The sequence below is a fragment of the Natronosporangium hydrolyticum genome (assembly GCF_016925615.1).
GTDB lineage: Bacteria > Actinomycetota > Actinomycetes > Mycobacteriales > Micromonosporaceae > Natronosporangium > Natronosporangium hydrolyticum.
Map to the genome: position 1 here is coordinate 669,218 of NZ_CP070499.1, position 21,223 is coordinate 690,440.

Genomic DNA, 21,223 nt, shown 5'->3' on the forward strand with positions numbered 1-21,223 from the left:
CCGGCGTCGAGCAGAGGAGAACCTTTTGCGGATCAAGCAGTTCGCCGCGACGGCCGCGGCCGGGATGGTCGGCGGCGCGCTCGCGCTTACCGGGGTGGCTCAGGCGGAGGAGACGCCACTGTCGATTGAGATCGATGGTGACTGCGCCTCGCTCTCGGTCACCTTTGTCAACACCACGAACTTCGACTTCTTCGGAGATGTCCGCATCGACGGTGCGGCCGGGACGTCCGACGAGTGGTCGGATGCGCTGATCAGCCAGGGTCCGCTCGCGGGCGAGGTGTTCGGCGACCGGTACGAGCAGGTGGCGCTGCCCGCTGGGCAGACCACCACCGAGAGCGTGGACCTGCCGGCCGGGAGCGGCGAGCGGCTGGTGGAGGCGGTGGTCCGGCGGGGGCCGGAGCAGGAATGGTACGTGCCGTGGCAGAGCTTCACTGTCGACTGCGGGACGACCGAGGACGAGGACGACGCGGACGCGGGCGACGATGCCGGCGCTGGTGAGGAGCTCGACTGCGTCGACGTCAACACCGCCGACGCGGAGACGCTGCAGCTGCTGAAGCACATCGGCGAGGCCCGGGCGCAGCAGATCCTGGAGCTCCGGCCGTTCACCTCGGTCGAGGACCTGGCCCGGGTGAATGGGCTGAGCGTCGACGGCTCGAATCTCGCCGAACTCGTGGCCGGGGGCGGCGGCTACCTGCCGCTCTGCGGCATCGAGAGCGGCAGCGGTGGCAGCGGCGATGACGCCGACGCCGACGCGCTGCCGCTGACCGGCAACGTGACCGGGATGGCCGCGAGCGGCGCCGGGGTGCTGCTCGCGGCGGGTGCGGGCTTGTACCTGGCAGCCCGCCGGCGGCGGGTGGCGTTCACCGCCTGAGGTGCCCGGCCCGAAGGGGCGGATCCGCGCTGCGGGTCCGCCCCTTCTTCTGCGCCCTCGCAATATCAAAGTGACTGGTTGGCGGTGATGGCAGCCAGTGGCTCACCTTGATCAAGGGAGGGCGGTGGCGAGGGCTGCCGGCGGCGAGGCATTGACAACTCTGTTTCCAGCTGGTAAATCGTAGTTATCAATGTGAGAGCGCTCTCTCGCCTGTCAGCGAGCCAGAGATGAGTGTCGGAGAGCGCTCTCGGCAGTCGACGAGAGGGTTGACCTCATGAGACCGTACCTCCGGACCGGCCTGGCGGTGTTCGCCGCCAGCGCGGTCCTGCTAGGCGCCACCCAGCTGACTTCCGCCGCCCACGCCGACGTGCCGCCCACCCCGCCGGGGTGGACGCTTGAGTTCGCCGACGACTTCGATGGGCCCGAGGGGACTTTGCCCGCCAGCGACAACTGGCGGTTCAACATCGGGCATGGCTATCCGGGTGGCCCTCCGAACTGGGGCACCGGCGAGATCGCCTACCACACCGACGACCCGGCCAATGTGAGCCTGGACGGATCCGGCAACCTGCGGATCACCCCGCTGCGGGACAGCGCCGGCGACTGGACCTCGGCCCGGATCGAGACCCACCGGCAGGATTTCCGCCCACCGGACGGCGGGGTGATGCGGATCGAAAGCCGGTTGCAGATCCCCGACGTCACCGGTGAGGCAGCCCTCGGCTACTGGCCCGCGTTCTGGGCGCTCGGGGCACCGTACCGGGGCAACTGGTGGAACTGGCCCGGCATCGGTGAGTTCGACGTGATGGAGAACGTCAACGGGGTGGACACCGTGTGGGGGGTGCTCCACTGCGGAGTCGCGCCGGGTGGCCCGTGCGACGAGCACAACGGCCTCGGCGACGGCATGCCCTGCCCGGGGGCGCCGTGCGCCGGCAACTTCCACACCTTCAGTTTCGACTGGGACACCAGCGTGACCCCGAACGAGCTTCGTTGGTACATCAACGGCCAGCAGTACCACGAGGTACGGCAGGATCAGCTGCCCGCCGACACGTGGGCCGAGATGACCAGCCACGAGGGGTTCTTCATCATCCTGAACCTGGCGATCGGCGGCGCCTTCCCGGACGGGGTCGCCGGCTTCACCACCCCCACTGCGACGACCGAGCCTGGTCACCCGTTGCTGGTCGACTACGTCGCGGTCTGGTCGCGGGGCGGCGACGGCGGCACGCCCCCCACGACTCCGCCGACCACCCCGCCGACGACCCCGCCGCCCGGTGACGCCCGGGACGCTTACGCGCCGATCCAGGCCGAGAGCTACGACGCGGCGAGTGGGGTGACCGTCGAGGGCGGTCATCTCGGCGGGATCGGTGACGGCGCGTGGGTCCGGTTCGACAACGTGGAGTTCGGTGCTATCGCCCCGACCGATTTCGTCGCCCGGGTCGCCTCCGGGGCGCCCGGCGGAGTCAGCGGGTTGGTGGAGGTCCGGCTGGACAGCGCGACCAGCCCACCGATCGGGAGCTTCGCGGTGGCTAACACCGGTGGTTGGAGCAGCTGGCAGGAGGTCCCGGGCAACGTGGCCGCTGCGACCGGCACCCGGACGGTCTACCTGACGTTCACCAGTGGCCAGCCGGCGGACTTCGTCAACGTGGACTGGTTCCACTTCCGACCCTGACCACCTGAGCCACGTGAGAGAGCGCTCTCGGCGACTGGTTACAGCTTGATAACACTCTCTTAACAGTAGCTTGACGGAACCGTGCTCCAGTCCGCAGGCTGCTGAGAGAGCGCTCTCTCACTCGTCCCGTCAGCAAGGAGGACCACATGCCCGCCACCTGGACCCGACGGCTGGTCGCCGCCGGACTCGCGGCCGGCCTGCTCGCCGCGGCCGCTGGCTGCGGCTCGGGCGACGACGCCGCCGATGGCGACATCACGCTCACCGTCGGCCTCTTCGGCGACTTCGGCTTCGGTCCGCTCTACGAGGAGTATGAGCGGGACAACCCCGGCATCCAGATTGAAGAACGGATCGCCGAGTTCGCCGACCACCACACCAACCTCACCCAGCGGCTCGCGACCGGCTCCGGTGCCGCCGACATCGAGGCGGTCGAGGTCGGCTTCATCAGCCAGTTCACCGCCGTACCCAACCGGTTCCACAACCTGCTCGACCACGGCGCGGGTGACCTGGAAGGCCGCTGGCTGGACTGGAAGTGGCAGCAGGCGCTCTCGCAGGACGGCGCCGAGTTGATCGGTCTCGGCACCGACGTCGGCGGCATGGCGATGTGCTACCGCACCGACCTGTTCGAGGAGGCCGGCCTGCCCACCGACCGGGACGAGGTCTCGGCGCTCTGGATCGACTCCTGGGGCGACTACGTCGAGACCGGCAAGGACTACCTGGCCGCCACCGATGACGACAGCTACTTCTTCGAGAGCGCCGGCAACATGTTCCGGGCGATGATCGAACAGGCCCCGGTCGGCGTCTACGACACCGACAACACGCTGCTCGTCGAGGACAACCCGGTCGTCAGCGACGCCTGGGAGACGACCGTGGAGGCGATCGAGGCCGGCATGTCCAACCGGCTCACCGCATGGACTCCAGAGTGGACCGCCGCCTTCGGCCAGGGTACGTTCGCCACCATCATCTGCCCCGCCTGGATGACCGCGTACATCGAAGGCAACGCCCCGGACGCCGCCGGCCTCTGGGACGTCGCGGCGGTACCCGGCGGCGCCGGCAACATGGGCGGCGCGCACCTGACCCTGCCCGCCCAGGGCGACCACCCGGAAGAGGCGTACGCCTTCATCGAGTGGCTCACCGAACCCGAGCAGCAGCTGCGGGTCTTCCAGGAGACCGGCAACTTCCCCTCCACCCCGGAGCTCTACGACGACCCGGCGCTGACCGAGTTCTCCAAGGAGTACTTCAACGACGCTCCCATCGGTGAGATCTTCACCGACGCCGCCCAACAGGTGCAGCCGCAGTACCAGGGGCCGCTGCAGGGTGACGTGCTGGCCACGATCGGCCAGGGGCTGGGCCGGATCGAGGACGGTTCGCAGAGCCCGGCCGAGGCCTGGGCACAGGTCCTCTCCGACGTCGAGTCGCTGGCCTGAGCCGTGACCACCACCCGACCTGCGGCCACGGTGCCCCCGGGCGCGCCCTCCACGGGCACGCCCGGGCGGCACCGGGGCCCGCAGGGCACCAGCTGGCAGCAGCGGCGCTACCGATGGGACGTCAAGGGTACGCCGTATCTCTACATCGCACCGTTCTTCATTCTCTTCGCGGTCTTCGGGCTCTTTCCGCTCGGCTACACCGCCTGGGTGTCGCTCCACGACTGGAGCCTGCTCTCCGACGAGCAGACCTTCGTGGGGCTCGCCAACTACCGGGAGCTGCTGACCGACGCGTACTTCTGGAACGCGCTGCGGAACACCATCTCCATCCTGATCCTGGGCACGGTGCCGCAGCTGTTCTTCGCGCTGATCATCGCGCACCTGCTCACGATGCGACTCCGCGGCCAGACCTTCTTCCGGCTCGGCATGCTGCTGCCGAACGTCGCCTCGGTGGTGGCGGTCGCGGTCATCTTCAGCCAGCTCTTCGGCCGCGACTTCGGGCTCATCAACTGGGTGCTGGAGTCGATCGGGGTGGGCCGGATCGACTGGCAGGCCGGCACCGCCTCGTCGCACATCGCGATCGCGGTCATGATCGCCTGGAAGTGGACCGGCTACAACGCGCTGATCTACCTCGCCGCGATGCAGGCCGTGCCGCGCGACCTCTACGAGTCGGCCACTCTGGATGGTGCCTCGTGGTGGCGGCAGCTCACCAGCATCACCATCCCGATGATCCGGCCCACCATCATCTTCACGGTCATCATCTCGACCATCTACGGCCTGCAGATCTTCGCCGAGCCCCAGCTCTTCGCCGGCGGCGGCCAGGACACCATCACCGGCGGCTCCTCCCGGCAGTTCCAGACCCTCACCCTCTACCTGTACGAGCACGGCTTCAACCGCGGCTTCCAGTTCGGGTACGCCTCGGCGACCGCCTGGGTGATGTTCGGGATCATCGTGGTCGTCGCCGCCGCCAACTACCTGCTGGTACGACGGATCCGGAGCAGCGCATGAGTACGGTCGCCACCATCCGCCGGTACCGGCCGCCCCGGCTGGCGTACCTGACGCTGCTGGCGGTGCTGTTCTTCTCCGGCTTCCCGCTCTACTTCAGCCTGGTCGTCGCCTCACAGGACAACTCGGCGCTGGGGCGGATGCCGCCGCCGCTGCTACCCGGCGCGAACCTGGTCGACAACGTCCGCCGCGTCTTCGAGACGGTGCCGTTCGGCGCCGCGCTGGTCAACTCGCTGATCGTCTCCGCCACCATCACCGCCTCGGTGGTGCTCTTCTCCACCCTGGCCGGGTTCGCCTTCGCCAAGCTGAAGTTCCGGGCCAGCAACACGCTGCTGCTGCTGGTGGTGGCGACCATGATGGTGCCGGCCCAGCTCGGGATCGTGCCGCTCTACCTGATGATGATCCGGTTCGGCTGGACCGACTCACTCCAGGCGGTGATCGTGCCGGCGCTGGTCAACGCGTTCGGAGTCTTCTTCATGACCCAGTACCTGCGGGAGGCGTTGCCGACCGAACTGCTGGAGGCCGGCCGGATCGACGGTGCGGCCAGCCACCGGCTCTTCTGGCATGTGGTCCTGCCGGTGGCCCGGCCGGCGGCGGCGGTGCTCGGGATGCTCACCTTCCTGACCGCCTGGAACGACTACTTCTGGCCACTGGTCGTCCTGTCGTCACCGGACAACTACACCGTGCAGGTCGCGCTGTCGAATCTGCGCAGCGGCTACGTCACCGACTTTTCTCTAGTATTGACCGGTACCCTGCTGGCGACTGTGCCGCTGCTGGTCGTCTTCGGGCTGCTCGGCAGGCACATCATCGGCGGCATCATGCAAGGGGCGGTAAAGGGATGAGCAGCAGCACACCGGCCGGACAGGTCACCGAAGAGCCGACCGTGGCGGCGAGGTTCCCGGCCCGGTTCGTCTGGGGAGCGGCGACCGCCGCGTACCAGATCGAGGGGGCGGTCGCGGCCGATGGCCGCGGACGGTCGATCTGGGACACCTTCAGCCACACCCCGGGCAAGGTCGCCGGCGGCGACACCGGCGACGCCGCCTGCGACCACTACCACCGGTACGAGCAGGACGTGGCGCTCATGGCCGAGCTGGGGCTACGGGCCTACCGGTTCTCGGTCGCCTGGCCGCGGATCCAGCCCGATGGCCGCGGCGCCAACCCGGCCGGGCTGGACTTCTACGACCGGCTGGTGGACACCCTGATCGGGCACGGCGTCGACCCGGTCGCCACGCTCTACCACTGGGATCTGCCGCAGCCGCTGGAAGACCAGGGCGGCTGGCCGGTACGCGACACCGCCTACCGGTTCGCCGAGTACGCGGCGCTCGTCCACGACCGGCTGGGGGACCGGGTCGACACCTGGATCACCCTGAACGAGCCCTGGTGCGCGGCGTTCCTCGGCTACGCCGCCGGCATCCATGCGCCCGGCCGGACCGAGCCGGCCGCCGCCTTCGCCGCGAGCCACCACCTGCTACTGGGCCACGGTGAAGCCACCGCGGCGCTGCGTGCCCGCGGCGCCGGCACGGTCGGGATCACTCTGAACCCGGCCGCGGTCCGCCCGCTCGACCCCGACTCCGAGCCGGACCAGGCCGCCGCCCGGCGGATCGACGGCCTGCAGAACCGGATCTACCTGGATCCGCTCTTCGGGCGGGGCTACCCGGCCGACGTGCTGGCGGCGAGCCGGCGGGCCGGCGGCGAGCCGAGCTGGTTGCGCGACGGCGACGAGCAGACCATCGCCGCCCCGCTGGACCTGCTCGGCATCAACTACTACGCCCCGGCGGTGGTGACCGGCGCTCCGGGCGAGCCCGCCGCGGCCGCGTACCCAGGGTCGGACGGGGTCCGCTTCGTCCCCGCTCCCGGTCCGGTGACCATGATGGACTGGGTGGTGGAGCCGGCGAGCCTCACCGCTTTGCTGCAGCGGCTGGGGGCCGAGTACCCGCCGGTGCCGATCTGGATCACGGAGAACGGCGCCGCCTACGACGACCGGCCGGAACCGGACGGGCAGCGGGTCCACGACCCGGAGCGGATCCGCTACCTCGACGGCCACCTGCGGGCGGTGCACCAGGCGATCGCCGCGGGGGTGGACGTGCAGGGTTACCTGGTGTGGTCGTTGCTGGACAATTTCGAGTGGGCGGAGGGGTACCGGCGCCGGTTCGGTCTTATCTATGTGGACTATGAGACCCAGGCGAGGGTGGCGAAGGACAGTGCCGGGTGGTTCCGGGACGTGATCGCCCGCGGCGGCCTGCCCGAGCCGTCGTGAGCCGGCCCACGCTGGAGCAGGTCGCGCGGCGGGCCGGGGTCTCCCGCGCCACCGTGTCGCGGGTGGTCAACGGCTCCACCCGGGTCGCCGCCCCGATCCGGGAACAGGTAAACCGGGCCGTCGCCGAGCTGGGGTACGTCCCCAACTACGCCGCCCGCAGCCTGGTCACCCAACGGACCGACTCGATCGCGCTGATCCTGCCCGAGACCGCCACCAGGGTCTTCTCCGACGACCAGTTCTTCCCCGGCATCATCCGCGGCGTCAGTCAGGCGCTGGAGGCCGCCGACAAGCAGCTGGTGCTCATGCTGGTCGGGTCCCCGGCCGCGCGTACCCGCGCTGAGCGTTACACCACCGGCGGGCACGTCGACGGAGTCCTCTTCGCCTCGGTACACGGCGCCGACCCGCTGCCCGAGCTGCTGCTCCGCACCGGGATCCCGGTGGTCTGCAACGGCCGGCCGCTGGGGCGCTCGGAGGTGCCCTATGTGGATGTCGACCAGAACGGTGGTGTGGCGCACGCCGTCCGTCACCTGCTGGACAGCGGCCGCCGGCGGATCGGCACCATCGCCGGACCGCCGGACATGGTGGCCGGCGTCGACCGGCTCGACGCCTACCGGAAGATCCTCGCCGACTCGGACCGCCGCTCGATCGTGGCGGTCGGCGACTTCACCCGCGAATCCGGTGAGGCGGCGATGCGGCAGCTGCTCGCCGACGATCCTGGCCTCGACGCGGTCTTCGCCGCCTCCGACCTGATGGCGCACGGGGCGCTGCGGGCGCTGCGGGAGGCCGGCCGCCGGGTGCCGGAGGAGGTCGCGGTGATCGGCTTCGACGACATCGAGATGGCCCGGTACACCGACCCGCCGCTGAGCACGGTCCGGCAGCCGATCGAACGGCTCGGCCAGACGCTCGCCGGCCAGCTGCTGCGGCTGCTGGCGGGCGAAGAGGTCGAGCCGGCGCTGGTGCTCCCCACCGAGTTGGTGATCCGGGAGACGGGCTGACCCTCGGCGCCGCCGGTCGGGGTGTCACAAACTCACGCCCGGCGGCGTCTTGACGGTAGGGCGCGTTCCGGTCGCGCCGCTGCCGACCGAGGGGGAAGCGATCGACCCGCACCAGGTGCTCGGAGTGGCCCCGGACGCTTCGGCGGAGCAGATCCGGGCCGCGTACCGGCGACTCGCCCGCCAGCACCATCCGGATCTCAACCCGGACGCGGCGGCGGCCGAGTTCCGCGCCGTCGACGAGGCGTACCGCAGCCTGACCAGCGGTGGAGCCCCACCGGGCGGGGCCGCGGCTCCGCCGTCACCGGCTCCGCCCGCCGCACCGGCGGCCCCACCGCAGACGCCGGCAGCGCCGCGGCCGTCGGGTAGCAACCCGCTCGGTGCGGTCTCGATCCTGCTCCCGCTGGCGGTCCTGGTCTGCGCACCGGGTCCGCTGCTGCTCTGTGGGGTCCTGCTGGCGCCGGTCGGCGCGGTGCTCGGCCACGTGGCCCGGTGGCGCGCCCGCCGCGCCGGCCTGCCCGAGCCGGGCCTGGCGCTCGTCGGCATCGCGATCGGCTGGGGGTTGACCGTGGTGCTGATCGTCACCATCACGGTCGGGGTGATGGTCAGCTGAGCCAGCAGCCGTCGCGGGCGGCGCCGGCTGACGATCATCGCGGCGGGCTGACCCGATCGGCGAAGACGATCAAGTTGTCGTCGTAGCTGCTCTCGTCCGGATCGAAGTCGCCGGTGCAGGTCACGAGGCGCAGCGCGTCCCGCCCCACCGAGCCGAACACCTCGAAGGTGGGGAAGGAATCCTTCGGATGGACCTGGATCCCCGTGACCGCGTACGCGTGCACGATTCCCTGCTCATCGATGACTTCGATCCGGTCACCGTCGTTCAGTTCGGGCAGCCGGCCGAAGACACCGGGTCCATCGACCGAATCGACATGGCCCAGCAGGACGGTAGGGAGTGGATCTTCCGGCCGCCCTCCCTCCCGATACCAGGAGGCGAGAGCCGGGTCGGCAGGTACCTCGGCGGTGCCGTCCGGGCGTACCCCGAGGTGGAGCAGCTCCGACTCGACCCCGAGCGGGGGGATCCGGAGCCGAGTCGGCGCTGGTGACAGCGCCGACCCGGCCCGACCCGCCCCCGGATCCCCCGTCGCGTGCTGACTCTGCTGCGGAACGTGCGGCTGGGAACCGCCGGGTTCCGCCGTTTCGTCAGCGGCACAGCCGCCCGCGAGGAGCAGCAGCCCGAGTAGCGACGGGGCGAGTATGCGCTCCCACCGGCGTGAGCGGGTGGGAGCGCACTGTGCGCGGCTAGTGGTGGGCACGGCGACGAGACAGGAACACCCCGACCGCGAGGACGGTGAGCGCGGCGGCGCCCGTGGTCGCGGCGAGCACACCACCGATCTGGGCCGGAGTCTGCTGGGCGGTCCCGCCACCCAACCCGGTGTCCATACCGCCGTGCGGCACCTGGTTCAGCTGCCCGCGTACCGCGCCATCGAGGAAGTCCGAGGTGTGGGTGTCGGCGCTGAACCGGCTCGGATCGTCTTCGATCTCCGACAGCGTGAATCCGTCGCCGGTGTCGGCGCCGTCGTCGTCCGCCACGCCGGTGGTGAAGGGCCCTTCCATGCAGCCGGAGCTGCGCAGCAGCCCATCGTCGTCTGCTTGTGGATCGGGGAAGGCCAACCGGGGCGGCCCCGGTTCGCCAGCCGGCGCGTCGTGGACGTGGGTAGCGGTGCGGGCCGGGCTCTCGAACGGCGGGTTGACGCCGTCCAGGACGATGTCCCAGCAGATGATCTCCTGATCGCTGTTGATCCGGAGATCGAACCGCCCGGAGGCGCCGGGTTCGCCGAGCCCCTCCCCGTCGTCGCCGACGACCTCGCCGGGGGTGGCATCCACAGTAAACATACTGGTGAACTCCGCCGGCTCGGCGACCTCTTCGTCGGCGTAGGCAGCGCTACCACCGCTGAACGGCAGCGCCACGGCCGCTACCGCAGTCCCGGTGAGCAGCTTGGCCGCTACTCTCATCGTTCCCCCTCCAGATAGCCTCGGTGACCAGCCGGCGAAGCTTCCTGACTGCTCGGCCGACCTACCGAAGGATTCGGAGGCGGGCCGGAGAAGGATGGGTGCGGTTCGGAGACTTTCTCTGGGGGCCGGTCGTCACGCGGCCGGAGGTGGGTTCAGAAGCGCCGGCCACCGCCCCGCCGGCCACCGCCGCTGCGCCTGCCGGAGCCGCCGCTGCGCCGGCCACCACCGCCGCCACCGCTGCGCCGGCTGGAGCCACCACCGCTGCGCCGGCTGGAGCCACCACCACCGGTGCGCCGGCTGCGGCTGCTGCTGCCGCCGAAACCGCCGCCCCAGCCGCTGTGGTAGCCGCCGCCCCAACTGCTCCGGCGGTCGTGGTAGCCCGAGTCACCCAGCAGGCTGCTGAACAGCCCGCTCCAGAACCCCTCCTCGTGGCGGTCCGAGTCGGTGAACCCGTGGCCGTAACCGGCGCGGGACCGCCAGGCGTTGACGTCGGCGCGGGCCCGCAGCTTCGAGGTGTTCGCCAACCGGCGGGCCTCATGGGCGGCGGCGAGCGCAGCCACCGGATCATCGGCGGCGTTGCGCTGTGCCCATTCGTGTTGCCGGGACGCTTCGGCCAGCGAGGTCCGCGCGTTTGTGCGCACCGCCGAGGGGCGGGCCGCGACGTACTCGTTCGCCGAGCGGAGCTCGCTGCCCGCCACCGCGAGCGCCGAGTCCAACAACGACCGCGCGTGCGCGACCCGCTTCTCGGTCTCCAGCGAAGCGGCGAGCGCGTCGTCGAGCGCGTCGTCGGCCTCCTCGAGTCGCCGCAGCGCCGCGGGCGGGTCGGTGACCGGTCGGGCCAGCTCGGCGCGTACCTCGGCGACCACCCGCTCCGCCTGCTCCACCGCGGCGGTCAGCGCGGCGGCTTCGATCGCGTCCGAGGTCCGCGCCGCGGTCGTGGCGCCGGCCGTCGTGGCGCCGGACGTCGTGGCGCCGGACGTCGTGGCGCCGGACGTCGTGGCGCCGGCCGTCGTGCCCCCGGCGGCGGATCCGGCGGTGGATCCGGCGGTGGCCTCGGCGGCGGGCCGGGCCGCCCGCGCCAGGATCTCCCGACCCTGGACGATCTCGTCGTCCAGCTCGATCAGCAGCGCATCGACCGCCCGGCTCGTGGTGGCCAGGTCCGGGCCGACCTGCTCCACCTCGTCGAGCAGCGTCTCCACCTGCCCGAGCGCCTCCTGCCCGGCCCGTACCGCCAGCACCGCCTGTGCGCGGATGTCCTGCTGGATCGCCTCATCGGCTTCGGCGATGCGTTCGGCGACGAAGTCGAGCCGCTCGGTAGCGGTCGCCGGGTTGTCGGCGACCGGGGCGAGCATCTCCGCCTCGTACCGGGACTGGAGCTGGGTCAACGACTCCGTAGCCGGCGCGAGCCGCTGCGTCGATGCCGTATGCCGGTCCCGGCACTCCGCCACCAGCTGTTCGACCTGCGACTCCAGCTGCCGCAGCTGGTCGAACGCCTCCGCCTCGGCGTCGAGCCGCCGGTCGGCCTCCTCGCACCGGTCGATGATCTCCTGCAGTCGCTGCCGCTTGGCGGTTTCGTCGAGGCTTTCGTCGTCGAGGCTGGCCCGGAGCCGGAACGCCTCGGCGACCTCCTGGCGGGCCGAGTGGACCGCCTCGGTGAAGCCGGCGGTGGGCTCGGGGCCGTACTGGCCCACCGCCAGCGTCAGCTCCTGCTCGCTGCCGCGCAGCTCGTTGTCGAGCTCCACGAGCAGCACGTTGGCGCGGTTCGCGAGCTTCTCGGTCTGGGCCCGATCCCGCTCGGCGGCGGCCTGCTCGTCCCGTCGCCGCCGCGCCGCCCGCCACCACAGCCGACCCCCGATCGCACCGGCGAGCAGCAGCAACGGGACCGCCACCCAGGCGACCCTGCGGACCACCTCACCGGCGGTACGTTCATCCGGCGGACCGGGCCTGATCACCGGCTCCGGGATCGGCCGGTCGTTCAGCGCCGCCCGGTAGCCGTTCACGGCCCCCAGCACCGCCCCGGCCCAGTCGTTCTCGAAGAGCGGCGGCTCGATCGCGACCTGGGCGACCTCCGCCAACTGGGCATCGGTCAGCTCATAGCCGGCCGAGAAGTTGTACGCGTACGACCGGTCCCGGGTGGCGACCGCGAGCAGGGCGTCGCGGTCACCGAGGTCGCTGCGGACCGCTGTCTCCTCTGCCCAGTCCTGGGCGGAGTTGCCGCTGAACGTCCGTACGAAGACGACATGGAGTTGCAGGCCGGTCTCGCGGCGCAGGTCCTCCAGCGCCCGCTCGGTCTCGTCGGTGCGGTCACCGAGCACGTCGGCGGAGTCGGTGAGCAGGCCCGCGAGCCGGGTGGGGCGCTCCTGGACCGGCGCCGGCCCGACCGCCGGCAGGCCGACCGACGCCGGCTCCGCGGGCCGTTGCGCCGTCTCCGGGGCGGCCGCCGCTGGTCCGGACAGTAGGAGCAGGGGGGCGATCCATCCGAGCGCCACTGCGCCCCACCGGAGCGCCGGCCGTCGCGACTTTGTCATGACGACATGGTAGATAGCCTCGGCCACCCGCCCCGGTCCGCGGCGTGGGCGAAGGGCGCCGCGGGCGCCGTCAACGCCCGCGGGGGGTCCTGGGCTCGCTGAACCGCAGCGTGTTGCCGAACGGGTCGATCACCGACATTGTCCGCGCCTGCCACGGCGACTCCTCGATCCCCGGCCGGGCGTACGGGTACTGCTTGTCGAGCAGCTCCCGGTGGAGGTCGTCGAGCCCGGTGAGCCAGATGAACACGGCCGAGCCAGGGTTGGCGTCGCCGTGGTGCTCGCTCAGGTGGAGCGTGGCGCCGGCCCGGGACACCTGCGCATAGAGCGGCAGGTCCGGCGCGAACCGGTGCTCCCAGTCCACGGTGAAGCCGAGGAACTCCCGGTAGAACTCCCATGCCTGCTCGACCGAGAAGATCCGCAGGATCGGTACGGCGGGTTCGAGGGCGATGCCGGGGGAGCTTATCCGAGCGGCGAGAACATTCCAGTTGTCGAACCCGAACTGGTCGGCCACCAGCTCCAGACTCTCGCTGTGGGACACGGTCACGCCCCGGCGCGCGAGAGATTGCCGCAGGCTCTTCGCCATGGCTTTAGCGTCACGGAAGGTACGCATGGGTCGATCCTCCACGATGTGGCGTGCTCATGGATCAGTGCTTGCGTTGCTGAGCCGGACGCCATCAGTGGGCGGGATCAGGCGGGTGTGCGGGATGCGTTCACCAAACCCGAATGGGTGCAAGCGGCAGGCCGCATCAGCCGACGCTCAGACTACCTCAGCCGTCGCCGGCTGAACCAGCCCTGCGCAGCCCCGTTGCTGCCCGGCCGGACCGAGCCTAATGCCGTCGCGGTAACGGCGGACCCGCCATAGACTCCCGCAGCATGCGGGCATCGGAGTTCTACACCGGCATCGTCGTCGATGCGTACGCCAGGTTGAAGTCGGCGCATTTCGATCCGGAGCCCTATGCGGAGTTCGTCGCGAGAGCGGGACAGCCGGCGCTGGAGATCGGCTGCGGCGACGGCGAGCCGTTGTTGACGATGCGCCGTCGCGGCCTGGACGTGGCAGGGGTGGACTCCTCGGCCGACATGCTCGGGCGCTGTCGCGCCAACGCGGCGGCGCTCGGCCTCGAGGTGACCCTGCACCATCAGCGGATGGAGGAGCTGTCGCTGGGGCGGCGGTACCGTTCGATCTACCTCGCCGGGCCCACCTTCAATCTGCTTCCGGACGACGACAGCTCGCTGCGGGCGCTGCGGGCGATGCGGACACATCTGGTCGACGGCGGTTCCGCACTGGTGCCGCTGGTGATCCCGGAGCCCACCCCGACCGATCAGCTCGGCGTCGCGCGCGAGGCGGAGGGCGACGATGGCGCGGTGCTGCGCTACACCGCGGTCTCCGAGGAGTACGACGAGGTGGCGCGCACGCGTACGACCCGCACCCGGTACGAGCGGCAGACCCCGGTGGGGCTGGAGTGCGCCGAACGGGAGTGGATCCTGCACTGGCACACGGTCGTCGGCTTCCGGGCGCTGTGCGCCGAAGCGGGCCTGCGGGTGGCGAGCGTCGTCGACGGATCCGGTGCGCCCGCGAACGACACCGCGACCAGCTTCACGGCGACTGTGCAACGTCGATAAGCGTAGGACCGATGAGGAGAAGGGCCGACCCATGGTTGGTATTCGTGACGTCGTCTTCGACAGCAAGCATGCGGCGTCGTTGGCCCGGTTCTGGGCCCAGGCGCTGACCGGCTACGCCGTGGCTCCCTACGACGATGAGGAGCTGGCGCGGCTCCGGTCGCTGGGCATCGACGATCCAGTAGACGATCCGTCAGTTCTGGTCGAAGGTCCGCCGGGCAGCCCCCGGTTGTGGTTCCAGACCGTGCCGGAGTCGAAGGTAGTGAAGAACCGGGTCCATCTCGACCTGGCCACCACCGAGCTCGAAGCCGAGACGGAACGCTTACTCGGGCTAGGAGCCAGGCGTTTCGAGCCGCCGTCGCCCGAGGAAGGCATCGTCGTTCTCCAGGACCCGGAGGGTAACGAGTTCTGCGTCATCCAGGAGTGACCGAACAAGATCGTAGTGGATCTGCCGTGCGAAGCTTGCCTGGTGAGTCTAAGAAGGGGAGCGGCTGTGTCGAGATCGGTCCGAAACGGCGTCGCGATCACTCTGGTCGCCGCCGTGCTGTCGGCGTGCGGTCAGGCGGATGAGGCTGGAGAGTTTGTTGCGGACACTCCGTCGAGTACCCCGGACGAGGCGGAGCCGTTGGTGCCCGACTGGTTCCCCGAGGCGTTCCCGCCGCCGCCGGAGGGAGTGGAGTTCGGCGGCGCTACGCTGCGGGAGAACGTGATCAACCACGGTGGGGAGATCACAGAGGATCTGGGGACCTTACTCAGCCGCAGTGTGCAGCTGGTGTACAGCGGCGGCAGTGACGCCGAGATAGCGGCGGCGCTCGATCACTACCGGACCGCGTTCCCGGACGCGGGCTGGGAGATCGTTCTCGATGAGGAGCTCGACCCAGCGGAGAACCCGAGCGTCAGGTATCCCGGGTGGCGGTTGGTGACCGAGCACGCCGACTCTGGTGGTTCGGTGACGGTGAGCCAGCGGGAGGATCACGTCGAGATCCTTGCCCGCGATACCGCATCGTTTCCTGAGCGGGCTCCCTACTCGGCGCACCCGCCGCTGATCGAGCTTCCCGAGTGGTACGAGCTACTGCCGGAGCTGCCAGCTGAGCTGTGGCGATACAGCATCGAGGCGCGTTACCAGGACGATCTGCGGACGCCGCGACATGTGATCGAGTATCACGAGAACGACGCCGGCCGGGGCGAGGAAGACCGGGGGGTCGAGATCATCGATCACCATCGGGACCGGCTCCCCGCGGGATGGTTGATCAGCGACGAGGAGGACTCCCTCGAGGAGGAGGGCCAGGAACCGCACACCTGGCAGCGGCGACAGGTCGGGATCGAGGTCGATGGTGACGGCCTTGCCGTTAGCATCAGCACCCGCCAGTCCACCGACCTCGACGGGGAATGGGGCGGCGTCGTGCTGACGATCATCGTGGACGGCTGACCGGACACACCGGCCGTGAGCGGGCGCCCTCGGCGGCCGGCCGCGGCCTCCGCCTCGGAGTCGTCCGTGGAGCCGGCGAGCACTCCGTGCACATTGCAGGTCAGGTAGGTGCAATCGCCACCTCTGGCCGATGCGGCAGGCACTGCCGCCCTCGCCCGTGCAGTGACAACGTGGTGCCGTTGCCACGCCACAGCCACACGAGGAGGCGCAATGCGGGTACTGGTAGCCGGAGCGACCGGCGTGATCGGCCGGCAGTTGATGCCGGTGCTGGCCGCTGAGGGCCACGAGGTCGTCGGGTTGGCCCGCCGCGCCGGCACCGACAGCGGCGCGCGGATCGTCTCGGTGGACGCGCTGGATCAGGCAGCGGTGCTGCGTGCGGTACGCCAGGCGGAGCCGGAGGCGATCGTCAACCTGCTCACCGCCATCCCCGCGGAGATCAACCCGAAGCGGCTGGCGGACGACTTCGCCCTGACCAACCGGCTGCGCACCGATGGCACCAGGAATCTGCTCACTGCGGCGAGGCAGGTCGGGGTGGGCCGGGTGGTGGCGCAGGGGCTCGCGTACGCCTACGACCCGGACGGCGCCGGCCCCGCCGACGAGCAGACGCCACTGTGGCCGGCTCCACCGGCGCCGTTCGTCCCGGTGCTGGGCGCGCTCAAAGAGCTGGAGAGGAACACACTGGCGGCGGGCGGAACGGTGCTGCGGTTCGGGCACCTCTACGGGCCCGGCACGATCTACGCCGCGGACGGTTCGTTCACCAGGCAGGTGCGGCGCCGGCAGGTGCCGCTGGTCGGCGGCGGGACCGCCACCTTCTCGTTCACCCACACCCACGATGCGGCCACCGCGGTGGCCGCGTCGCTCACCGCCGGGAGCGCCGAGGTCCTCAATGTCGTCGACGACGAGCCCTCCCCGATGTACGAGTGGCTGCCGCGGTTCGCCACCGAACTCGGCGCCCCACCGCCCCGGCGTGCGCCCGCCTTCCTGGCGCGGTGGGCGGTCGGGCCATGGGGGGTCGCCTTCATGACGAAGCTGCGCGGCGCCGACAACGCCCGGGCCAAGCGGGTCCTCGGTTGGCAGCCGTCCCATCCCACCTGGCGAGCCGGCTTCCTGCCCGCCGCGGCTACCGCGCCACCTGCGGGTCGCTGAACCGCGGCGGGTTGCCTCAGGAGGAGACCAGCTCAGTCGAGGACCGCGTACGCCTCGACCTCGACCAGCACGTCGGGCTCGAAGAGGTAGTCGGCGCCGTGAGGAAGAGCCGCAGCCGTGCGACGTCGGCGAAGCTCGCGCCGGCGCCGGCCAGCCCGCGGGCGGTGTTTCGCAGCGCCTGCTGGAGCTGTCCGGTGAGGTCACCGGGGGCGACCGGAGCTCCGTCGCCGTCGCGGGCGATCTGCCCGGCGACGTGGATGTGTCGGGCGCCGGCGCCGATCGCGACATGGTGGTACGGCACCGGTTGGAACATGCCCTCTGGGGTGAGCAGCTGGACGGCCATCAGCGATTCCCTTCAACGAGCGTAGAGGGCTTGGCTTTCCTGGAGGGGGTGAGTGGTGATCAACTAGGTTCACAGAACGGGTCGACAGCGGCGAACCGGGCGCCATTTGACGTACCAAGCGGGGCGACGGGGGCGGCCCCGGTCAGCTGGATGCTGGGCCGGTCATCGGGGTTCCTCGAACTGGCGGCCACGGTAGAGACCGCAATGTGTGCAGGCGCGGTGTGGCCGGATCTGCTCCTGCCGCGGGCATGGGCAGGTGACCAGCGTCGGCGCGGTTGCCTTCCACTGGGCGCGGCGATGGCGGGTGTTGGAGCGTGAGGTGCGACGTTTCGGTACAGCCATGAGCGGTCTCCGTTCGGCAATTATTGACAACGGAAACCATTTTGAACAAGGTCTAGTGTGGCGGTCGGGGCAGGTTTGCCTTCCGCCGCCGCCGCAGCTGCGGAGTCGCTGGGTTTCGATCTAGCCAGTCGCCAGCGGCAAGCTGTTTCTCCAGCTCAAGCGGCTATGGTTTAAGCCGGGCTCGACGCGGGGGCCACGGGTCCGGTCAGTCGGGGGGCGTCGCTCGGTCGCGCCTCGTCATTGACGTACCTGGTCCCGACGGCCGCTACCCCTGGCTGTTTCATTAAATGATCCGTAGTTCACCTCTTGCTACAGCGCTGGGTGCTCACATAAGGTCAGGGTCGCTCCACCGGCTTAGCCCCAGGTGAACAGAGGTTGGCGCCGGTGATGGGGGCAGAGGGGAGACAACGACATGGGAGTTCCGCGAGGTAGTGGCGGGAGATCCGGCCGTGGGGCCGGCAACGCGAAGCGCGCTTCTCGGTGGGCCGCGGCCGCGGTAGCGGTCGTGACCGCAGCGGCGGCCTGCGGTGGTGGGCAGCAGGGCGACTCGGCCGACGGCACGGTGACGCTTGAGATGTGGGACTGGTGGGTCGACGCGGATCCGATCGCGGGAGTGATCGACGACCTGGTCGAGGAGTACACGGACGAGAACCCGGACGTCGAGATCGTTCGCCGGGCAATCCCGTACAGCGACTACCCGGACGCGGTCATCCAGGGGTCGCTCGCCCGCGAACTGCCGGACATCCTCATCTCCGATGTCGTTGACACCATCGTCTGGGGCAACCTCGGAGTCTTCCGCGACATCTCCGCCGAGGTCGAACAGTGGGGGCAGGAGGATCTCTACTACGAGGGCCGGTTCGACTCGGTACGCGGGCAGGAGGGGGAGATCTTCAGTCTTCCCAACTCCAGCAACACCCTCGGCTTGTACTACGACGTCGACGTCCTCGACGAGCACGACCTCGACCCGCCAACGACCTGGGAAGAGTTCTACGATGCCGCGGAGACCATCAGCGACGGCGGGCAGCGGGCGGTCATCGTCGCGGCCGACCCGTCGCTGACCGGCTACCAGTGGCTCCCGTGGCTCTGGCAGGCGGGCGGCAGCGTCGATGACCTGGCGAGCGAGGCCGGCGTCCGGGCGTTGAACGTCTGGCGCGACATGATCGAGACGCAGGCGATGACGCCGGATGTCGTCACCTACGGCCACGACGACCTCCGGGAGCAGTTCGCCAGCGGCCAGGTCGCGATGATGGTCAACGGTCCGTGGAACCTCGACGCCCTCAGCGCCGACGACGTGGAGATCGACTGGGCGGTCGCGCCGCTACCGTGTGACGTCGAATGCGCGTCGCAGGCCGGCGGCGAGAACATCGGGGTCAGCGCCAGCACAGACCATCCCGAAGCGGCGTGGTCGTTCATCGAGTGGCTGCAGAGCCGGGACGTCGCTCTGGATTGGACTCTCGACCATAACAGCATCCCGCACCGTACCGACCTGGAGGGCGAGACGGTGTTCGTGGAGAAGAACCCCCAGATGGAGGCGTTCCTGGAGCAGGGGGCCTACATGCAGGCTCCGCCAGCGGAGTACATCGACGTCTGGCCCGAGGTCCAGGAGGCGCTCTCCGAGGCGATCCACGCGGTGCTGGTCGGTGGCGCCGACACCGAGCAGGCGCTGGCGGACGCGGCCGCGCAGATCGAAGCGCTCGGTAGGTAACCGTCGATGGGTTCTGTTCGCACCAGCCAGACTCCGGCCGCGGCGGAGGAGGCACCAGCCTCCGCCGGGCCGGAGTCCGGCCGGTCCCGACCGCGTCGGACCCGCCGGGTCGGTGTGCCGGCGGTGTTCCGCCCGCCCAACGTTTTCATTCTGCCGGCGGCGCTGTTTCTGCTCGGAACCATTGGGTACGCGATCGGGTACAACATCAACCTCAGCCTCCGCGGCGGTGGGTTGGCGGCGTTCCTCGCCGGTGAGGCGACCTTCGTCGGGCTCGACAACTACGTGGAGATGCTGGGGGACCGGCGGTTCCGCAACGCGCTGTGGGTCTCGCTGCTCTTCTCGGTCGGTTCGCTGGTCTTCCAGTTCGTCATCGCCTTCGCGATCGCGCTGGTATTCAACGCCGGGTTCCGTGGTCAGTCCTGGGTACGGACGCTGCTGCTGGTCGGCTGGGTGCTGCCGCCGGTGGTCTCGGGCAGCTTGTTCCGGTGGCTCCTGGACGGCACCTTCGGCCTGATCAACCACATCCTGGTCAGCGTGGGCCTGACCCAGCAGGCGATCTTCTTCCTCTCCGATCCCACCCTGGCGCTGGTGTCGGTCACCGCCGCGAGTATCTGGGTCGGGGTGCCGTTCCTGACCGTGCTGCTGCTGGCCGGCCTGCGGACCCTGCCGAGAGAGATCTACGAGGCCGCCGGGGTCGACGGTGCGGGCTACTGGCAGTCGTTGCGCCACATGACACTGCCGTTGATGAAGCCGGTCTCGCTGACGGTGCTGCTGCTCGCGGCGATCTGGACCTTCAAGGCGTTCGACACCATCTACATCATGACCGGCGGTGGACCGGCCAGGGCGACCGAGGTGCTGCCGCTCTACGCCTACCACATGGCGTTCCGGGTGCACGACTTCTCGACCGGGGCGGCCGCCGCGGTGGTGCTCATGCTCTTCCCGCTCATCCTCGGCATCCTCTACCTGCGTTCGGCAAGGCGGCACTGAGATGCACGATGTCACAACGACTGACCCAGCCCCGGCCAAGGGCGCCGCGCCGGAGCCGCCAGCGATCACCGCGGCGGAGCGTCGCCGGCGCCGCGCAGCCCGGATCCGGGCCGTGGTGATGTGGTCGTTTATCGCGCTCTACCTCTTCCCGGTCTACTGGATGATCTCGACGTCGCTGAAGCCGATGTCCGATGTGGCTACGGTGCCGCCGGTGCTGGTCCCGACCGACCTCTACCTGGGCGCGTTCGAGAGCGTGCTCTCCAACAGCGCCTTCCTGCAGAGCATGCGGACCAGCGCGATCGTCGCCACCGGGACGATGGTGTTGGGTTTGTTCCTCGCGGTGCCGGCCGCCTATGGCCTGGCCCGCTGGCGTGGCAGGGGAGCCGAGGTGTCGTCGCTGTCGTTCATCATGGCGCAGCTGCTGCCGACGATCGTCATCGCGACGCCGCTGTTCGTGCTGTTCGCCTCGGTCGGGCTGACCAACTCGCACCTCGGTCTGATCATCGCGAACACCACGATCGTGCTGCCGTTCGCGGTCATCATCCTGCGCCCGTTCTTCGCCGGTCTCCCGGCGGAGCTGGAGGACGCCGCCCGGTTGGACGGCTGCAACCCGCTGCAGACGCTGATCCGGGTGGCGATTCCGCTCGCCCGCGGCGGCATCGTCACCATCGCGTCGTTGTCGTTCATCCTTACCTGGGGTGACCTGGTCTTCGGGCTCACCCTCGTGACCGATCCGGCGCTGCGACCGATCACCGCGACGCTCACCGAGTTCGTCACCGAGTACACGACCTACTGGAATCTGCTGATGGCCGGTGCCGCGGTCGCCAGCGCGCCGATCCTGCTGACCTTCCTGCTGCTCCAGCGGTACATCGTCGGCGGATTGATGGATGGCGCGTTGAAGTAGGCA

General features: G+C 70.1%; 21 protein-coding genes. 15 read left to right on the plus strand and 6 right to left on the minus strand.

Annotated features, from left to right (window positions below):
* Positions 1-25: 25 nt before the first annotated feature.
* From JQS43_RS02985 to JQS43_RS03020, 8 genes are all read left to right on the plus strand, one after another.
* Positions 26-871: a ComEA family DNA-binding protein gene (locus JQS43_RS02985; RefSeq protein ID WP_239677519.1), complete on the plus strand. Its 846-nt coding sequence runs from the start codon at positions 26-28 to the stop codon at positions 869-871.
* A 274-nt stretch (positions 872-1,145) separates the two neighbouring features.
* Positions 1,146-2,534, plus strand: a complete 1,389-nt coding sequence (locus JQS43_RS02990) for a glycoside hydrolase family 16 protein (protein WP_239677520.1) — start codon at positions 1,146-1,148, stop codon at positions 2,532-2,534.
* A 146-nt stretch (positions 2,535-2,680) separates the two neighbouring features.
* On the plus strand, positions 2,681-3,958 hold the full coding sequence (locus JQS43_RS02995) for an extracellular solute-binding protein (RefSeq protein WP_239677521.1): 1,278 nt from the start codon (positions 2,681-2,683) through the stop codon (positions 3,956-3,958).
* Positions 3,959-3,961: 3 nt separating this feature from the next.
* Positions 3,962-4,963: a carbohydrate ABC transporter permease gene (locus JQS43_RS03000; RefSeq protein WP_338037152.1), complete on the plus strand. Its 1,002-nt coding sequence runs from the start codon at positions 3,962-3,964 to the stop codon at positions 4,961-4,963.
* Positions 4,960-5,802 carry a carbohydrate ABC transporter permease gene (locus JQS43_RS03005; protein WP_239677522.1) on the plus strand — a complete coding sequence of 281 codons (843 nt, stop codon included), beginning with the start codon at positions 4,960-4,962 and terminating at the stop codon, positions 5,800-5,802. The genes JQS43_RS03000 and JQS43_RS03005 overlap by 4 nt, the downstream gene beginning before the upstream one ends.
* Entirely contained in the window at positions 5,799-7,217 is a 1,419-nt protein-coding gene (locus JQS43_RS03010) for a GH1 family beta-glucosidase (RefSeq protein WP_239677523.1), read from the plus strand. The genes JQS43_RS03005 and JQS43_RS03010 overlap by 4 nt, the downstream gene beginning before the upstream one ends.
* On the plus strand, positions 7,214-8,212 hold the full coding sequence (locus tag JQS43_RS03015) for a LacI family DNA-binding transcriptional regulator (RefSeq protein WP_239677524.1): 999 nt from the start codon (positions 7,214-7,216) through the stop codon (positions 8,210-8,212). The genes JQS43_RS03010 and JQS43_RS03015 overlap by 4 nt, the downstream gene beginning before the upstream one ends.
* Before the next feature lie 49 nt (positions 8,213-8,261).
* A complete protein-coding gene (locus tag JQS43_RS03020; RefSeq protein WP_239677525.1) occupies positions 8,262-8,822 on the plus strand; it encodes a DnaJ domain-containing protein in 561 nt (186 codons plus the stop codon).
* A gap of 34 nt (positions 8,823-8,856) precedes the next feature.
* Here the strand turns inward: JQS43_RS03020 and JQS43_RS03025 are convergent, their stop codons facing one another.
* From JQS43_RS03025 to JQS43_RS03040, 4 genes are all read right to left on the minus strand, one after another.
* Positions 8,857-9,519 carry a class F sortase gene (locus JQS43_RS03025; protein WP_239677526.1) on the minus strand — a complete coding sequence of 221 codons (663 nt, stop codon included), beginning with the start codon at positions 9,517-9,519 and terminating at the stop codon, positions 8,857-8,859.
* Complete coding sequence (locus JQS43_RS03030; protein WP_239677527.1) at positions 9,506-10,219, minus strand: CHRD domain-containing protein; 714 nt, start codon at positions 10,217-10,219, stop codon at positions 9,506-9,508. Before JQS43_RS03030 ends, JQS43_RS03025 begins: the two co-directional genes overlap by 14 nt.
* Before the next feature lie 152 nt (positions 10,220-10,371).
* A complete protein-coding gene (locus JQS43_RS03035; protein WP_239677528.1) occupies positions 10,372-12,747 on the minus strand; it encodes a TPM domain-containing protein in 2,376 nt (791 codons plus the stop codon).
* A 70-nt stretch (positions 12,748-12,817) separates the two neighbouring features.
* Positions 12,818-13,357 (minus strand): glyoxalase superfamily protein, encoded by a 540-nt coding sequence (locus tag JQS43_RS03040; RefSeq protein WP_239677529.1) that lies wholly within the window; start codon positions 13,355-13,357, stop codon positions 12,818-12,820.
* Between the two features lie 263 nt (positions 13,358-13,620).
* Between JQS43_RS03040 and JQS43_RS03045 the strand changes: the two genes are divergently transcribed.
* From JQS43_RS03045 to JQS43_RS03060, 4 genes are all read left to right on the plus strand, one after another.
* On the plus strand, positions 13,621-14,367 hold the full coding sequence (locus JQS43_RS03045) for a class I SAM-dependent methyltransferase (protein WP_239677530.1): 747 nt from the start codon (positions 13,621-13,623) through the stop codon (positions 14,365-14,367).
* Between the two features lie 31 nt (positions 14,368-14,398).
* Complete coding sequence (locus JQS43_RS03050; RefSeq protein WP_239677531.1) at positions 14,399-14,791, plus strand: VOC family protein; 393 nt, start codon at positions 14,399-14,401, stop codon at positions 14,789-14,791.
* A 66-nt stretch (positions 14,792-14,857) separates the two neighbouring features.
* The gene (locus JQS43_RS03055) at positions 14,858-15,793 is read left to right on the plus strand and encodes a hypothetical protein (RefSeq protein ID WP_239677532.1); all 936 of its coding nucleotides are present in this window, start codon (positions 14,858-14,860) and stop codon (positions 15,791-15,793) included.
* Positions 15,794-16,003: 210 nt separating this feature from the next.
* Positions 16,004-16,939 (plus strand): NAD-dependent epimerase/dehydratase family protein, encoded by a 936-nt coding sequence (locus JQS43_RS03060; protein ID WP_239677533.1) that lies wholly within the window; start codon positions 16,004-16,006, stop codon positions 16,937-16,939.
* Between the two features lie 16 nt (positions 16,940-16,955).
* On the opposite strand, the gene JQS43_RS03065 is transcribed toward JQS43_RS03060, so the two are convergent.
* A complete protein-coding gene (locus tag JQS43_RS03065) occupies positions 16,956-17,282 on the minus strand; it encodes a RidA family protein (protein WP_239677534.1) in 327 nt (108 codons plus the stop codon).
* 162 nt (positions 17,283-17,444) lie between these two features.
* Positions 17,445-17,624 (minus strand): 50S ribosomal protein L32, encoded by a 180-nt coding sequence (gene rpmF / locus JQS43_RS03070; RefSeq protein WP_239677535.1) that lies wholly within the window; start codon positions 17,622-17,624, stop codon positions 17,445-17,447.
* 505 nt (positions 17,625-18,129) lie between these two features.
* Between rpmF and JQS43_RS03075 the strand changes: the two genes are divergently transcribed.
* From JQS43_RS03075 to JQS43_RS03085, 3 genes are read left to right on the plus strand one after another with little or no spacing between them, the layout of a single operon-like run.
* Entirely contained in the window at positions 18,130-19,329 is a 1,200-nt protein-coding gene (locus JQS43_RS03075; RefSeq protein ID WP_239677536.1) for an ABC transporter substrate-binding protein, read from the plus strand.
* A 6-nt stretch (positions 19,330-19,335) separates the two neighbouring features.
* Positions 19,336-20,316 (plus strand): carbohydrate ABC transporter permease, encoded by a 981-nt coding sequence (locus JQS43_RS03080; RefSeq protein ID WP_239677537.1) that lies wholly within the window; start codon positions 19,336-19,338, stop codon positions 20,314-20,316.
* 1 nt (position 20,317) lies between these two features.
* Positions 20,318-21,220, plus strand: coding sequence for a carbohydrate ABC transporter permease (locus JQS43_RS03085; protein WP_239677538.1), 903 nt, complete (start codon positions 20,318-20,320; stop codon positions 21,218-21,220).
* Positions 21,221-21,223 lie beyond the last annotated feature (3 nt).

What these genes read in the sequence shown, in the direction of transcription:
- JQS43_RS02995 (WP_239677521.1), top strand. Translation starts at nt 2,681, where the DNA reads ATGCCCGCCACCTGGACCCGACGGCTGGTCGCCGCCGGACTCGCGGCC.
- JQS43_RS03085 (WP_239677538.1), top strand. Translation starts at nt 20,318, where the DNA reads ATGCACGATGTCACAACGACTGACCCAGCCCCGGCCAAGGGCGCCGCG.
- JQS43_RS03065 (WP_239677534.1), bottom strand. Translation starts at nt 17,282, where the DNA reads ATGGCCGTCCAGCTGCTCACCCCAGAGGGCATGTTCCAACCGGTGCCG.
- JQS43_RS03005 (WP_239677522.1), top strand. Translation starts at nt 4,960, where the DNA reads ATGAGTACGGTCGCCACCATCCGCCGGTACCGGCCGCCCCGGCTGGCG.
- JQS43_RS03010 (WP_239677523.1), top strand. Translation starts at nt 5,799, where the DNA reads ATGAGCAGCAGCACACCGGCCGGACAGGTCACCGAAGAGCCGACCGTG.
- JQS43_RS03060 (WP_239677533.1), top strand. Translation starts at nt 16,004, where the DNA reads ATGCGGGTACTGGTAGCCGGAGCGACCGGCGTGATCGGCCGGCAGTTG.
- JQS43_RS03030 (WP_239677527.1), bottom strand. Translation starts at nt 10,219, where the DNA reads ATGAGAGTAGCGGCCAAGCTGCTCACCGGGACTGCGGTAGCGGCCGTG.
- JQS43_RS03040 (WP_239677529.1), bottom strand. Translation starts at nt 13,357, where the DNA reads ATGCGTACCTTCCGTGACGCTAAAGCCATGGCGAAGAGCCTGCGGCAA.
- JQS43_RS03035 (WP_239677528.1), bottom strand. Translation starts at nt 12,747, where the DNA reads ATGACAAAGTCGCGACGGCCGGCGCTCCGGTGGGGCGCAGTGGCGCTC.
- JQS43_RS03080 (WP_239677537.1), top strand. Translation starts at nt 19,336, where the DNA reads ATGGGTTCTGTTCGCACCAGCCAGACTCCGGCCGCGGCGGAGGAGGCA.
- JQS43_RS02990 (WP_239677520.1), top strand. Translation starts at nt 1,146, where the DNA reads ATGAGACCGTACCTCCGGACCGGCCTGGCGGTGTTCGCCGCCAGCGCG.
- rpmF (WP_239677535.1), bottom strand. Translation starts at nt 17,624, where the DNA reads ATGGCTGTACCGAAACGTCGCACCTCACGCTCCAACACCCGCCATCGC.
- JQS43_RS03045 (WP_239677530.1), top strand. Translation starts at nt 13,621, where the DNA reads ATGCGGGCATCGGAGTTCTACACCGGCATCGTCGTCGATGCGTACGCC.
- JQS43_RS03050 (WP_239677531.1), top strand. Translation starts at nt 14,399, where the DNA reads ATGGTTGGTATTCGTGACGTCGTCTTCGACAGCAAGCATGCGGCGTCG.